General features: G+C 63.9%; 13 protein-coding genes. 8 read left to right on the forward strand and 5 right to left on the reverse strand.

Annotated features, from left to right (window positions below; all coding sequences use genetic code 11):
- Positions 1–53 precede the first annotated feature (53 nt).
- From tolA to NKI16_RS03065, 3 genes are read right to left on the reverse strand one after another with little or no spacing between them, the layout of a single operon-like run.
- The gene (gene tolA, locus NKI16_RS03055) at positions 54–1,343 is read right to left on the reverse strand and encodes a cell envelope integrity protein TolA (protein WP_023676439.1); all 1,290 of its coding nucleotides are present in this window, start codon (positions 1,341–1,343) and stop codon (positions 54–56) included.
- Positions 1,344–1,379: 36 nt separating this feature from the next.
- The gene (locus tag NKI16_RS03060) at positions 1,380–1,811 is read right to left on the reverse strand and encodes a hypothetical protein (protein WP_023676438.1); all 432 of its coding nucleotides are present in this window, start codon (positions 1,809–1,811) and stop codon (positions 1,380–1,382) included.
- 4 nt (positions 1,812–1,815) lie between these two features.
- A complete protein-coding gene (locus NKI16_RS03065) occupies positions 1,816–3,963 on the reverse strand; it encodes a TonB-dependent hemoglobin/transferrin/lactoferrin family receptor (protein ID WP_245274686.1) in 2,148 nt (715 codons plus the stop codon).
- Positions 3,964–4,230: 267 nt separating this feature from the next.
- Between NKI16_RS03065 and hemP the strand changes: the two genes are divergently transcribed.
- The 5 genes from hemP to NKI16_RS03090 are packed head-to-tail and all read left to right on the forward strand — an operon-like array spanning position 4,231 to position 8,333.
- On the forward strand, positions 4,231–4,437 hold the full coding sequence (hemP, locus tag NKI16_RS03070) for a hemin uptake protein HemP (RefSeq protein ID WP_023676436.1): 207 nt from the start codon (positions 4,231–4,233) through the stop codon (positions 4,435–4,437).
- A 9-nt stretch (positions 4,438–4,446) separates the two neighbouring features.
- Positions 4,447–5,505, forward strand: coding sequence for a hemin-degrading factor (locus tag NKI16_RS03075; protein WP_023676435.1), 1,059 nt, complete (start codon positions 4,447–4,449; stop codon positions 5,503–5,505).
- A gap of 11 nt (positions 5,506–5,516) precedes the next feature.
- Positions 5,517–6,425, forward strand: a complete 909-nt coding sequence (locus NKI16_RS03080) for a heme/hemin ABC transporter substrate-binding protein (RefSeq protein WP_023676434.1) — start codon at positions 5,517–5,519, stop codon at positions 6,423–6,425.
- 5 nt (positions 6,426–6,430) lie between these two features.
- Positions 6,431–7,534: a FecCD family ABC transporter permease gene (locus tag NKI16_RS03085; RefSeq protein ID WP_023676433.1), complete on the forward strand. Its 1,104-nt coding sequence runs from the start codon at positions 6,431–6,433 to the stop codon at positions 7,532–7,534.
- A 10-nt stretch (positions 7,535–7,544) separates the two neighbouring features.
- A complete protein-coding gene (locus tag NKI16_RS03090; protein ID WP_352622462.1) occupies positions 7,545–8,333 on the forward strand; it encodes a heme ABC transporter ATP-binding protein in 789 nt (262 codons plus the stop codon).
- Positions 8,334–8,552: 219 nt separating this feature from the next.
- Here NKI16_RS03090 and rirA read toward each other — a convergent pair whose 3' ends face one another.
- Positions 8,553–9,014, reverse strand: a complete 462-nt coding sequence (gene rirA, locus NKI16_RS03095) for an iron-responsive transcriptional regulator RirA (protein ID WP_023676431.1) — start codon at positions 9,012–9,014, stop codon at positions 8,553–8,555.
- 192 nt (positions 9,015–9,206) lie between these two features.
- On the opposite strand from rirA, the gene NKI16_RS03100 reads away from it, so the two are divergent.
- The 3 genes from NKI16_RS03100 (at position 9,207) to NKI16_RS03110 (ending at position 11,659) form a co-directional block, all read left to right on the forward strand.
- Positions 9,207–10,511 (forward strand): DUF445 domain-containing protein, encoded by a 1,305-nt coding sequence (locus tag NKI16_RS03100; RefSeq protein WP_023676430.1) that lies wholly within the window; start codon positions 9,207–9,209, stop codon positions 10,509–10,511.
- Between the two features lie 83 nt (positions 10,512–10,594).
- Complete coding sequence (locus NKI16_RS03105) at positions 10,595–11,023, forward strand: phasin family protein (RefSeq protein ID WP_023676429.1); 429 nt, start codon at positions 10,595–10,597, stop codon at positions 11,021–11,023.
- A 138-nt stretch (positions 11,024–11,161) separates the two neighbouring features.
- Positions 11,162–11,659 (forward strand): MaoC family dehydratase, encoded by a 498-nt coding sequence (locus tag NKI16_RS03110; RefSeq protein WP_023676428.1) that lies wholly within the window; start codon positions 11,162–11,164, stop codon positions 11,657–11,659.
- A gap of 39 nt (positions 11,660–11,698) precedes the next feature.
- On the opposite strand, the gene NKI16_RS03115 is transcribed toward NKI16_RS03110, so the two are convergent.
- Positions 11,699–13,102 carry an aminotransferase-like domain-containing protein gene (locus NKI16_RS03115; RefSeq protein ID WP_352517638.1) on the reverse strand — a complete coding sequence of 468 codons (1,404 nt, stop codon included), beginning with the start codon at positions 13,100–13,102 and terminating at the stop codon, positions 11,699–11,701.
- Positions 13,103–13,147: the final 45 nt, after the last annotated feature.

The raw sequence follows: 13,147 nt of genomic DNA on the forward strand, positions 1-13,147 counted from the left end.
CGCGTATCGCGGGCAGGGCGGCGCCAACTTTGGTGCCGGCATGGGGACGGTCGCTATCTGATACCGAGCGGCACTTCGAACTGCCAGGCCGAGCGACCGGCTCCGTCTGGAATAGGGGGAAAGGGAGAAGCCCGGCGGACTGCGTCGAGTGCGGCCTTGTCCAGCGCGGCAACACCCGAACTGCCCGTCAGCCTGGCCGACCGGACGCTGCCGTTCGAGCCGACGGTAAAGGCAACCGTAGCTGTGCCGGTGGCGCGCGTGCGTGTCGAATTGAAGGCCCTCACCAGCTTTGACCTGATCTTGCCGGGATAGTTCGTGACGGCTGCATTGCCGATGCCTGATTTGCCGCCCCTGCTGGCGGTCAGGATCTTGCCGTCCTTCCTGCCGTCGGCCATGCCGCGCGCGACATCCGTTTCGTGACGGCCGCCGGAGCCGGTCTTTTTCTTCTTGGAATCGGCTTTCGCAAGTGCCTTGCTCGCCTTCCTGCGCAGGGCCGGCTTTTCAGGCTCGTTTGGTTCGGCCTTCCTGGCCGGCTTGTTCTTTGCGGTTGCCTTCTTCGGCTGCTTGGGCTCCGGCCTGTCCGGCTTCGGTTCTTCCGCCGCGCCGACTGTCTCGGTCGTCTGAACTGTTTCCGCCGGCGCCGGGTCGGCTGGTGCCGGTGCGCTTGTCTCGGCAGCCTCGGCCGTTTCGGCCGCGCTGACTGGCGGCGGCACGGCATTGTCGTCGGCAGACACCAGTCTGTCGGTCGCAAGAACGTCGGGCGATGGGTCCTGGCGCGCCGGCTGCGCAGGTGCTGGTTCGGTGCGATCGGCAGGCGCAGCAGTTTCCGTGGCGGCCTCGTTGACCGGCTCAACCACTTCTTTGTCCGATGTCTCCGCCGCATCGGTGACCGGCTGGAGCGTCTCCTCTGCCGCGGCCGCCTGCGCCTCGACCGTTTCGACCGGCTTGGCGTCGAGCATGGTCACCATCGTCACGTTGGACACTTCCGGATCGTCTCCGACATCGCCGGCCGCCTGCTGCGGGTCGGCGCCGAGCAGCATTTCGCCTTGCTGGTCGGCACCTTCGATGCTTGGCCGGTCGTCCGGCAGCGTGAGGAAGGCCAGCGCCACCGCCACGTGGAATGCGCAAGAGCAGGCGATCGCCACCGTCCAGTTGCGGCGCCGCCGCGTCTGTCGTGCCTGCCGCAATGGCTCCATAGGTACCGCAGTCAAGTCGCCGTCGGCATCGGCGATGTAACTGTCTTCCGGCCTGTCGCGCGGCGAAACACGCAGGGCCCCGCGCGGGATGGCGAAATCCGGATCGTCCGGCTCCGGCGGCAGGAAACCGGCTAGTGGCCACGCCATGGTGTTTCGTGCGAATGCGGGTTCCGGTCCCAAAATTCAGACCCCGAAGGCGATGCCGGTCCTGGTCTGCGTCTTCAGCCCGCGCATGCAGGCATTCGGCTCGGCGCCGGCGCATTCCGTGGCGCTGTTGATCAACACGCGGCTGACCTTGCCGCAATCCGTGCCGGCAAGATCGAAACGCGTCACCTTGGTCTTGCCTGCCGGCAGATCCTTGAAGTCGAGCACGGTCAGCCGGTCGGCGACGCCGGCCTCGTTGAACAGCGCGATCTCGAATGCCGCCTTGGAAAGGTCGGCGCCGAGATTGTTGGTGACCACGAAGGTCAGGCGGCAGCCCTTGTCGGAGGGCCGCGCGCCGTTCAGCTCGAGGATCAGCGCCGGTGCTTGCTGTTGTGTCCACGCCGGAGCCGCCGCAAGCAATATTGCCAGCACCGCGGCGAACAGATGAAGGGATGCCGTCATGCCTTTCATTGTCTCAGCCTCCAAACCTCATCGTCGCCGCCAGCTTCAGGGTGACGCCTGGCTCGTAGACAACACTGGTGGTCGATGCGTTCAGCGGGTTGGCGTATTTGACGTCGAACAGATTGTCGGCGCGGAAATCGACCTTGAAATTGTCGGTCGCCTGGTAGCTGGCGAAGGCATTGACCAGCGTGTAGTCCCTGGCCACCGGGTTGCCCTGCGGCTTGCCGTTGTATTGCACCTCGCCGCCGATGGTCAGCCTGTCCTCGAGGAAGCGAAAGCCGAGTTGCCCGGTGACCTGGGAGGAGGGGACGGTGACAAGGTCCGCCCGTTCGCCTTCATAGGAAATCGTGTGGCCGTCGGTGAACGACGCCGAAAGCCCGGCAAAGCCCCAGGCGGCATCATAGACGCCCTCCATCTCGAAGCCGTGAATCTTGGCCTTGGCGAAATTCTGATACTGGAAGCAGATCGGGATGCCCGGACCGAACGGGCAGCCGCTGGTCGGGTCGAACGGCGAGAGCGTCACGCCGTCGATGTAATCGTCGACATTGTTGTTGAAATAGGCCGCCTTCAGCCGCAGCGCGTCGTCGGCCACAATGACGCCGTTGGTGCTGTAATTGACGCCGAATTCCACGGTCTTGCCGGTTTCAGGCTTGAGATTGGGATTGGGGAGGAACGGGAAGCTGACGCCGGCCGGATGATTGCCGCTGATCAGGGTCTCCGACAGTGAGGGAGAACGGTAGCCTTCCGCATAGGTGCCGTAGAATTGCAGGCCGGAAAGGCTGGCAGTTTCGAAGGGCGAAATGCCCACTGTGATGCGTGGCGACAGCCGGTCGCCAGAGGTTTCGCCGACATCGCTGTCGAGCTTGTAGCTGTCGTAACGCAGCCCGGCGATGACCTCGAGCCAGTCCCAGGTGAGCTTGTCCTGAACGTAAGCGCCGGAGACGTTCCTGTTGCCCGAGGGCGTATAGAAGCTGTCGCCGCCCGCCGTGCCGCCTGTCTCGACATCGTCGCCAACCCAGTCGCCGCCATAGGTCAGCTCATGCGCGATTCCAACGGTCTCGAATCTCGACGTGTTCCAAATGTCGATGCCGGAGGTGCCGATGTCGAACGTCGATTTCGAACCCGCCGGCAAAACCACGGGCAGGCCGGTGACCGGATCAAACCGGTTTTGCGCGACAAGGGTCGTCAGATCGAGCTTGGTCTTGTTGTAAGAGGCATTGATGTGGAGATCGAGCCAGCTCTTGTCTTCGTCGGTGATGTTGTAGCGGGCCGTGAACGTATTCGCCTTCAGGTCGGCGTCGTTCACCGGCGCGCTGCCGCTGGTCTCGGTCCATCCGTCGTTCGAACCGATCCAGCCCAGCTTCAGCTCGCTGTTTTCGCTGGGGCGGATGGTCGTCTTGAGGAGGCCGCTCAAAACGTCGAAGCCGGTGCCCGCTACAGTGTCGCCGCCGCCATGCTTGTAGTCGTCATAGTCGCGGTAGACGATATTGCCGAGCACGTCCCAGTTCTCGTTGATCCGATAGGCGCCGGTGGCGCTGGTGGTCCAGCCTTCGCCGTTGGTTTCGTAGCGCCCGGTCGCGGATGCCGCCCAGGTCTCGTCCGGCTTGAGGAAATCCTGCGCATCCTTGGTGTCGAAAAATACGACGCCGCCGATCGCCCCGGAGCCATAGGTGTTGGCGACCGGGCCGCGGATCACATCGACGGATTTGATCAATTCCGGATCGATGTAGAAGGTCGATTGCGTACCGTGATCCGAGCGCTGGAAATTCTGGCGGGCACCGTCGACGATGACGGAGACGCGGCCGAAATCCTGCAGGCCGCGGATGTTGATGCTGGAGCTGACACGCCTTGCGTCGGCCTGGACGGCGACACCCGGCACACCGAACAGCATTTCGTTGGGCGTGGTCGCCATGCGGCGCTCGAGCTGTTCCTCGTCGACATGGCTGGCTGAAGCAAGCGACTCGATCGCCGTCTCGCCGGTACGGCTGAGGATCAGGATCTTGTCGAGCAGTGTGGTACCCGCCGGGGCCGGCTTTACCTTTTCGGGCTGTTGAGACGGGTCAGTCTGCTGCTGGTCGGCTGCCGGTTGGGCGACCTGCTGGGCGCCGGCCGGTGTGGCGAGCAGCGGGATCGCCGCCGTGCCGGCCAGCAACGCGGCCATTTTGCTTGTCATAGAACAATGTGTCAGGCCGCTGCCCGCCAGCCGTCTCCAATTCGCCAACCCCATGCTGCAACTCCACGAATCCATGTTCGATGCTGGCTGGCTTGGGGCTCGCTGGCATTTTTCATCGCGTCCGGCGTCTTAAATGTTGACTCATTTACTCCGGTATTGCACTGCTAGATAACATGATCATTCGAGTCAAGAATTGAATCGGCATTTCACGCAGGCGCCGAGCCAGATGCCAGGCACAGGAAAGGGATCGAACCCATGAACACGCACAATCCCAGCGACTTTCGCTATCGCGTCCGCCGTTCCGACGAAAATTCCGTCCGTTTCGACCGGGTCCAATCGGCCGTGAGAATGCTGTCCAGCAACACGCTGTTCCAGGGGGAGCACGAGATCGGCATCGAGCATCATGGTGCGCTGTACCGGCTGAAGATCACCCGGCAGGGCAAGCTCATCCTCAACAAGTAGGTGGTAGAAATGGACCAGCGCGTAAAACCCGCCCCGCACGAGATCCGGCGGGCACGGGCAGACAATCCGAAAATGCGCGAGCGCGACCTCGCCGCCCAGCTCGGTATTTCGGAGGCCGAACTGGTCGCCGCGCATTGCGGCGACGGCGTCGTGCGCGTCGAGCCGCATGTCAACGACCTTTTGACTGGCCTCGAAGCTGTCGGTGAGGTGATGGCGCTGACCCGCAACGAAAGCGCGGTGCACGAGAAGATCGGCGTCTACGACAAGGTCGTCACCGGCAATCACAATGCCATGGTGCTCGGCGAGAATATCGACCTGCGTATTTTCCCAAAAGTCTGGTCGCACGGCTTTGCCGTGGAAAAGCGCGATGGCGCCGACATCCGCCGCAGCCTGCAGTTCTTCGACACCGCAGGCGAGGCGGTACACAAGGTGCATCTCAGGCCAGCCTCCAACCTCTACGCCTATCAGAAACTGGTGGCCGGGCTGGAATCGCCGAACCAGGAGCCGACGGTGGCGATTTCAGCGGGCACGGCTGACGAGACCGAGACTGCGGACAACCCGGCGAGCATCGACGATCTGCGCGACCGCTGGAGCCAGCTGACCGACGTGCACCAGTTCTTCGGCATGCTGAAGACACTGAAGATCAGCCGCCGACAGGCGGTGCGAATGGTCGGCCAGGACTACGCTTGGCTGGTCGACAAGGATGCGGTGAACGCCATGTTCAACCACGCCGCTGCTGGCGCCATGCCGATCATGTGCTTTGTCGGCAATCGCGGCTGCATCCAGATCCATTCCGGCCCCGTCGCCTCGATCAAGCCGATGGGACCATGGCTCAACGTGCTCGACCAGACCTTCCATCTGCACCTGCGGACCGACCACATCGATGAGGTCTGGGCCGTGCGCAAGCCGACCAAGGACGGCTATGTCACGTCGCTCGAAGTCTATGGCGCCGACGGCAAGATGATCATCCAGTTCTTCGGTAAGCGGCATGAAGGCGAAAGCGAGCGCGAAGACTGGCGCTTTCTGGCCGAAAACCTGCCGCGTATCCCAAGCCCGACCGCAGCCTGAGGAAAACGACGATGGTTCTTTTCTCCAGGCTGGCATCGGTCTCCAGGTCGGCGCCTGGTCCTGCGGCCGCTGTTTTCCTGGCCTTCGCCGCGCTGATGCCGGCTCAAGCCGCCGAGGGCATCGCGACTTTCGCCGACCGCTCGAGGATCGTGGCCATTGGTGGCTCGATCACCGAGATCGTCTATGCGCTCGGTGAACAGGATCGCCTTGTCGCGCGCGATTCGACCAGCCGCTATCCGCAAGCGGCGGTGGAACTGCCTGATGTCGGCTACATGCGCCAGCTGTCGCCGGAGGGTGTGCTGTCGGTCAATCCGTCGGGCATATTGGCGCTGCACGGCAGCGGACCGAAGGAAGCCGTCGACGTGCTGAAGAAATCGAGCATCCCGTTCATCGAGGTGCCCGAGCGCTATGACAATCAAGGCATTCTCGAAAAGATCCAGATCGTCGGCAAGGCCCTCGGCGTCGGCGCCAAGGCCGATGCCTTGGCCGCCGAGATAGACGCCAAGCTGAAGGCAGCTGAAAAGCAGACCGCCTCGATCAAGGAGCGCAGGCGCATCCTGTTCGTGCTGTCGATGCAGGGCGGCAGGCTGCTTTCCGCCGGCAGCGACACCGCCGCCGACGGCATCATCAAGCTTTCGGGCGGCATCAACGCCATCGACGGCTTTGCCGGCTACAAGCAATTGTCGGACGAGGCCGTCATCACCGCCAGGCCCGACGTGATCCTGATGATGAACAATGCCGGACCGGCCACCGCGGATGACGAACTGTTTTCGAACCCTGCCGTGGCTTCGACGCCGGCGGGTGCCGCCCGCAAGCTGATCCGCATGGACGGCGGCTATCTGCTCGGCTTCGGCCCGCGCACGGCCGACGCCATCCACGACCTTGCCGTCTTGCTCTATGGCGGCCAGGTCACGGATTGAGCGCGATGGCCGATCATTCGATCGCCGGTGCGGCGGGCATCATGGCGACGGCAGCCGAGGGTGACCGTTCGCGGCGCGCCCGCCTCGTCGTCGTGCTGCTCTGCGTCGGGTTGACTATCGCCGTGCTGTTGTCGCTGACCTCCGGCGCATCCGATGCCTCGGCCATCGGCGTCATGCACGACTGGCTGTTCGGCGCGTTGCCCGGCGACGCGGCATTGAGCGCCCGCGACCGCCTGATCATCCATGACATCCGTCTGCCGCGCATCATTATGGGCGTGCTGATCGGCGCATCGCTTGCTGTCTCCGGTGCCGTCATGCAGGGGTTGTTCCGCAATCCGCTGGCCGACCCCGGCCTGATCGGGGTTTCGGCCGGATCGAGCCTCGGTGCGGTCGCCGTCATCGTGCTTGGCTCGACCATGCTGGCGCCGCTGACTACGGCGCTCGGCACGCTGGCTTTGCCGCTGGCTGCGTTCTGCGGCGGGCTGGCGACGACATTGCTGCTCTATCAGGTCGCGACACGGCAAGGCCAGACCTCGGTCGCCACCATGCTGCTCGCCGGCATCGCGCTGGCGGCGCTTGCCATGGCGCTGACCGGCATCCTGATCTTCATGGCCGACGACCGGCAGTTGCGTGACCTGACCTTTTGGCAGCTCGGCTCGCTGGGCGGCGCAACCTGGCAGAAGATCGGCTCGGTCGGGCCGGTCATCGTGCTGGCGCTGGCGGCAATGCCGTTCCTGGCGCGCGGCCTCAACGCGCTGGCGCTCGGCGAGGCCACGGCCGGCCATCTCGGCATTCCGGTGCAGCGGCTGAAATACACCGCGATCGTCGGCGTCTCGGCAGCGGTCGGCGCGTCGGTCGCCGTCAGCGGCGGCATCGGTTTCGTCGGCATCGTCGTGCCGCATCTGCTGCGTCTGCTGATCGGCCCCGATAACCGTTACCTGCTGCCGGCATCGGCCCTGCTTGGTGCGGCGCTGCTGCTTTTGGCCGACGCCGTCGCCCGCACCATCGTCGCGCCGGCCGAATTGCCGATCGGCATCGTCACCGCTGTCGCCGGCGCACCGTTCTTCCTGTGGATACTGCTGCGCAAGCGCGGCGTCATCGACCTGTGAAAGTTTGCCTATGATCGAAGCGCGCGATGTCTCGGTGGCGATCGGCGGCAAGCGCATTGTCGCCAATGTCGATTTCGAGGCGCGGCCCGGCGAAATCGCGGCCATCGTCGGCCCCAACGGTTCGGGCAAGACGACCTTCCTCAGAGCACTGTCCGGCGATCTTGGCTATTCGGGAGAGGTCACCGTCAACGGCCGCAATCTATCGGCGATGAAGCCGATCGAAGCGGCGACGCTGCGCGCCGTGCTGCCGCAGGCGACGACGCTGTCCTTCCCGTTCACCGTGCGTGAGATCGTCAGGCTAGGCCTGGTCGGCGGGCGCTCCGGCGCGTTGCCCGGCGAGGACCAGCGCCTGCCCGCACGGGCGCTGGCGCGCGTCGACCTCGAGGGTTTTGCCGGCCGCTTCTACCAGGAGCTGTCCGGCGGCGAGCAGCAGCGCGTGCAGCTTGCCCGCGTTCTGTGCCAGGTGTGGGAGCCGGTGCTCGACGGCAAGCCGCGCTATTTGTTCCTCGATGAGCCGGTGTCCAGCCTCGACATCAAACACCAGCTGATCATCATGGACATCGCGTGCGATTTCGCCAGACGCGGCGGCGGCGTGGTCGCCATCCTGCACGACCTCAATTTGACGGCGATGTATGCCGACCGGATTTTCGTCATGCATCGCGGCAGGCTCGCCGCTACAGGTTCGCCGCAACAGGTGCTCAGCGACGAGCTGATCGAAAAGGTCTTCGATTGCCGGCTGAAGGTCGGTGTGTTGCCGGCCGCAAACATGCCGTTCGTATTGCCGCAGTCGGTCTGTTGATATCCAGGTGATGCCGGCCCGCAAATGGCGGTTTCCTGCGCTTCCGGCCTTCGCCGGCCGAAGCATTCATGAGAGGCGCGGCAGTTAAGGCTATGGCCGGCGCAGGCCGGTACTCACGTACCCAAACGTACGCTCCGTTCCGGTTCTCGGAACCCACCATTTTCGGCTCGGCCTGACCTGAATCTCAACAGACCTCACCAACTGAGATGCGACCAGAAATCAGGCGGCCGGCGCCCTTTGCACCAGCATGTCGATGCCGAGCAGGTGCCGCACATTCGGGCGCGCCGCCACCAGATCGGCGATCGTGTAGCGCGACAGCACGGCGAAGAAGGCGTTGAGCGCTTCGCGCAATGCCGAATTCAGCGCGCAGCTATCGACCAGCGGACATTCGGCGGCGTCGTTCTCGAAGCACTCGGCCATGGCAAAGCTTTCCTCCGTTACCCGCACGACATCGAACAGGCTGATTGATTCGGCCGCGCGGCCGAGCCTGACGCCGCCATTCCTGCCGCGCACCGTTTCGATCAGGCCGTTTTCGACCAGCGGCTGCAGGATCTTGAACAGGAAAAGTTCCGATACCGAATAGGCGGCGGCGATCTCGGGGATGCGGCTCAACCGCTCGGTGTTGGCGGCGCAATACATCAGAATGCGCATGGCGTAGTTGGTCTGACGGGTAAGCCGCATTGTGTCCTCACATAACAGTGGTTGGCGTCAATATGGCCTATAGTTTGGAACAATTCCAGACTGGCGCTGCATAATAGATGAATTCCGGCGTCAAGTTTGCGTGCACGATTGCGCGCACCGGAACCAGCGGCGCGCTTTCTGGGGCAGGCGACACTAGATAAGTTCGCATACACGATCAGGAGCGGCCCCATCATGTCACGACCAGCCCCGGTATTTGCATCCGTCGTGTCCGTCCGGTTCGACGCCGATGCCGACGCCAAGCTTTCGGCGCTCAGGCGCACCAAGTTCGTTGCCGCCGCAGCGCTTGCGTTTTGCGTGCTGGTCTTTGCGGTGGCGAAATCGCTCGAGAGCCGGCATGCGTGGTTGGGCTTCGTCGCCGCTTTCGCCGAGGCGGCGACGATCGGCGGCCTGGCGGACTGGTATGCGGTGGTGGCGCTGTTTCGGCGGCCGCTTGGCCTGCCGATCCCGCATACGGCCATCATCCCGGAAAACCAGAATCGCATCGCCGACAATCTCGGCCGCTTCATCGAGGTGAATTTCCTGGCGCCGGAACCGGTGCGCGAAAAGCTCGCCGAGGTCGACTTTTCCGCGCTGGTCGCGGACTGGCTGGCCGACCCGAACCGCGCCGCCGATTTGTCGCGCTTCGTCGGCCGGCTGGTGCCGCAGACGCTGGCGGCGGTCGAGCAATCCGGACTGCGCGGCTTCGTCACCAGCCGTATGCTGGAGCAGATCGAAAAGGTGCCGCTGGCGCCGCTCGCCGCCGAGCTGCTGTCGGCGCTGACTGACGATCGCCGTCACCAGAAATTATTCGACGAGTTCACCAAGGTGGTCGGCCGCTTCCTGAGCGACGAGCAGGCGCTGGCGACGATGCGCGAGAAGATCCGCGAGGAACTGCCGTCGCTGTTCAACCTGTTTCGCGCCGACGCCTATCTGTTGAAGAAGATCATTGCGTCGGCCGGCTCGCTGCTCGATGAGGTGCGGGCCGATCCGCACCATCCGATGCGAGCCGAATTCGACCTTTTCGTCGAAACCTTCGTCGAGCGGTTGAGGACATCCAAACAATATGCCAGGCGCGCTGAAAAGCTGAAGCGCGATTTCCTTGCCCGGCCAGAGCTCAGCGCGCTGGCCGGCGATATGTGGGACAGCCTGCGGCTGTTCATCGAACAGGACGCCAAGGCGCCGAATTCGATGATCCGCGACCATCTCGCCACCATGTTCGTCGAGGTCGGCCGCCATCTTGCCGACGACGCGCAGATCAGGGCCGACATGAACCAGGGGTTCATCGTGGCGCTGGCGTCCTTCGTCGAAAGCCAGAAGAGCGGCGTGTCGAAGTTCATCGCCGACCAGGTCAAGCGCTGGGACCTCGCGCAACTGACAAGGCTTATCGAAATGAACATCGGCAAGGACCTGCAATATATCCGCTTCAACGGCATGATCATCGGTGGCCTTGCCGGGCTCGTGCTCTACACTGCCGAACGGCTGTTTCTTGTCGGCTGACTCGTCCGAATGGACCGCTGAGCTTCGCTGCACTATCTTCCGTGCAGTGGCGGCGTTCACGGCAACAAGGGGAGAGAACCAGCATGGCAAAACGACCGGAGTCCGAGTCCTTCATCGACATGTTCGGCAAGTTCGGCCGCGACCTGAAGCTGCCGAATGTCGACGTCGAGGCGATCCTCGCCCACCACGCCAAGAACCTGGAAGCGCTGGAGAAGTCGGCACGGGCGAGCGCCGCTGGAGCCTCGGCGCTGTTGTCAAGGCAACGCGAGATGCTGCAGGACACGCTGCGCGAAATCACCGACATGGCACAAAGCTACAGAGCGCCCGGCAATCCGCAGGAAATGATGCAGAAGCAGGCGGCGTTCGCCAGGAAATCCTTCGAGACCGCGCTGAAGAATGCCGGCGAGATGGCCGAACTGGCGAGGGCGTCCGGCACCGAATCGATCGAAATCCTGCGCAGCCGCATCAAGGAGGCGATGGAGGAGATCCGCGCCGGCCACGACAAGAGGTAGCTGTTCCCCGGCAGCACACTTGCCGGCGGCGAAGACTGGCGGTTCGCGGGCCGAAGATTATGCGCTGGAATCGCATTGGCGAATTGACAGGGGCGGCCCGTCGTGGTCCGGAACAGGCAAGCGATCGGGAAAGCAGGAATGACGCAGATACGGCCGAGGACGCCGCCGACCTTCGAGCAACTCAGGGCGATGGCCGGGCAGGAGTTGGGCGTTTCGGACTGGACGCTGGTCGATCAGCACCGCATCGACCAGTTTGCCGAATGCACGGGCGATCATCAATGGATCCATGTCGATCCCGAGCGGGCGAAGCGGCAAAGCCCGTTCCGCACCACGATCGCGCATGGCTATCTGACCCTGTCGATCATCGGCGCGCTGGCGCTCGAGATGGGGATCGTACCCGAAAACACGCAGGCCGCGTTCAACTACGGTTTCGACAAAGTGCGCTTCGTGGCGCCGGTCAGGGTCGGCTCGCGTATCAGGCTGCGCACCACGCTGTTGTCGATGGAAGACAAAGGTCCGGGGCAATATCTAATGAAGGCCGCCAATACGGTCGAGATCGAAGGCGAGCAGAGGCCGGCGCTGACCGCCGAGACGCTCGTCATGCTTTATGCACGCCGCAAGCGGGCAGGGGCCTGAGAGCACAGCCTCAGGCCAGCAGGGTTCCGGCAGCGCGAATCAACGCGACATCGCCTGTTCAAGCGCCCTGAAAATCCGGTCATCTCCGGACTGCGCGACGTTGAAGCGCATGAAACGGCTGGCCGACCGGGACAGGCTGAACGCATTGCCGGGCGCAAGCACGACGTTGGCCGACAAAGCGTGACGGGCGACGTCCGCGGCATCTATTCCCTCCGGCAGCCTGCACCATAAAAACATGCCGGCCGGCTGATCTATCCACGGCACGATGCTGATTGCCCTGAGCCGGGTGCCGGTTTCTTCCATGGCGCGCGAGAGCCGCGCGCGCAGCAGATCGACGTGCTTGCGATAGAGGCCGTCCTTCAGCAGCGTCAGCACCAGTTCGGATGCAAGTCGCCCGCTGCCAAAGGACGTGGCGATCTTGAGATCGGTCAATCCTTCCATCCAGTCGCGAGGAGCGGCGATGAAGCCGCAGCGCACCGATGCCGACAGCGTCTTGGAAAAGCTTCCGATATGGATGACCCTGCTGAGGCCGTCGAAGGCCGCCAGCCTGGGCGCGGACGTGTGTTCGAAATCGGCGAAGATATCGTCCTCGATGATCGTCAGCCCCGACTGGTCGGCGAGCTTCAGCACCCGATGGGCAACGACCGGGGACAATATCGCGCCGGTCGGATTATGGAGCGCCGAATTGGTGATGTAGAGGCGCGGCCGGTGCTCGTTCAGCGCCTGCGCGAACAGTTCGATGTCCGGCCCCGAGCGCGTGTAGGGGACGCTGATCACCTTGGCCCGATGGGCGCGCAACAGGGCATGGAAGTTGAAATAGCAGGGATCGTCGACCAACACCGTGTCACCCGGTTCGAGCAGGAACCGGCACAGCAGGTCGATCGCCTGAGTGCCCGATTCCGTCAGCATGATCTGGTCCGGGGAGGCTTCGATGCCGTGCTCGGCCATGCGCCGCGCCAGCAGATGGCGTAGCGCCGGCAAGCCGAGCGGCGTGCCGTAGTCGGTCAGCGCGGCGTCGTCGGCGCGGGCCGTCGTCCGCAGTGCCCGGCGCAATCCAGCCTCGGGCATCCATGTTGCCGGCAGCCAGCCGCAACCCGGTTTCAGGACGCCGTCGCCGGCTTCCAGCGATTGGCGCGAGACCCAGAGCGGGTCGACGGCACGGTCAAGCCTGGGGCCGATCTCGGCCAGCGACAACGGAGCCAACGGTCCGGCGGCATAGAAACCCGAGCCCGGCCGCGAGCGGATCATGCCTTCCGCCGCAAGACGCTCATAGGCTTCGACCACGGTGGATTTGGAAACCTGCATGGCCTTCGCAAACGCCCGGATCGAAGGCAGCCGCGTTCCCGGCGTCAGGCTGCGCGCGGCGATCCTGTGCCTGATCGTCACCATGACGCTTTCGACAAGCGTCCGGCTGCCTTCATCAGTTGTCGTCTGCTCATCCATCCGTACTGCTCGCCCTACCATGACGGTTTTGTCAAACTGTACCTG

Source organism: Mesorhizobium sp. M0698 (assembly GCF_040320455.1).
GTDB lineage: Bacteria > Pseudomonadota > Alphaproteobacteria > Rhizobiales > Rhizobiaceae > Mesorhizobium.

Bases quoted from the DNA above. Each gene is read 5' to 3' on its own strand.
- NKI16_RS03090 (WP_352622462.1), top strand. From the start codon at position 7,545: ATGATCGAAGCGCGCGATGTCTCGGTGGCGATCGGCGGCAAGCGCATT.
- NKI16_RS03115 (WP_352517638.1), bottom strand. From the start codon at position 13,102: ATGGATGAGCAGACGACAACTGATGAAGGCAGCCGGACGCTTGTCGAA.
- rirA (WP_023676431.1), bottom strand. From the start codon at position 9,014: ATGCGGCTTACCCGTCAGACCAACTACGCCATGCGCATTCTGATGTAT.
- NKI16_RS03085 (WP_023676433.1), top strand. From the start codon at position 6,431: ATGGCCGATCATTCGATCGCCGGTGCGGCGGGCATCATGGCGACGGCA.
- NKI16_RS03110 (WP_023676428.1), top strand. From the start codon at position 11,162: ATGACGCAGATACGGCCGAGGACGCCGCCGACCTTCGAGCAACTCAGG.
- NKI16_RS03060 (WP_023676438.1), bottom strand. From the start codon at position 1,811: ATGAAAGGCATGACGGCATCCCTTCATCTGTTCGCCGCGGTGCTGGCA.
- NKI16_RS03065 (WP_245274686.1), bottom strand. From the start codon at position 3,963: ATGGCCGCGTTGCTGGCCGGCACGGCGGCGATCCCGCTGCTCGCCACA.
- NKI16_RS03100 (WP_023676430.1), top strand. From the start codon at position 9,207: ATGTCACGACCAGCCCCGGTATTTGCATCCGTCGTGTCCGTCCGGTTC.
- NKI16_RS03080 (WP_023676434.1), top strand. From the start codon at position 5,517: ATGGTTCTTTTCTCCAGGCTGGCATCGGTCTCCAGGTCGGCGCCTGGT.
- hemP (WP_023676436.1), top strand. From the start codon at position 4,231: ATGAACACGCACAATCCCAGCGACTTTCGCTATCGCGTCCGCCGTTCC.
- NKI16_RS03105 (WP_023676429.1), top strand. From the start codon at position 10,595: ATGGCAAAACGACCGGAGTCCGAGTCCTTCATCGACATGTTCGGCAAG.
- NKI16_RS03075 (WP_023676435.1), top strand. From the start codon at position 4,447: ATGGACCAGCGCGTAAAACCCGCCCCGCACGAGATCCGGCGGGCACGG.
- tolA (WP_023676439.1), bottom strand. From the start codon at position 1,343: ATGGCGTGGCCACTAGCCGGTTTCCTGCCGCCGGAGCCGGACGATCCG.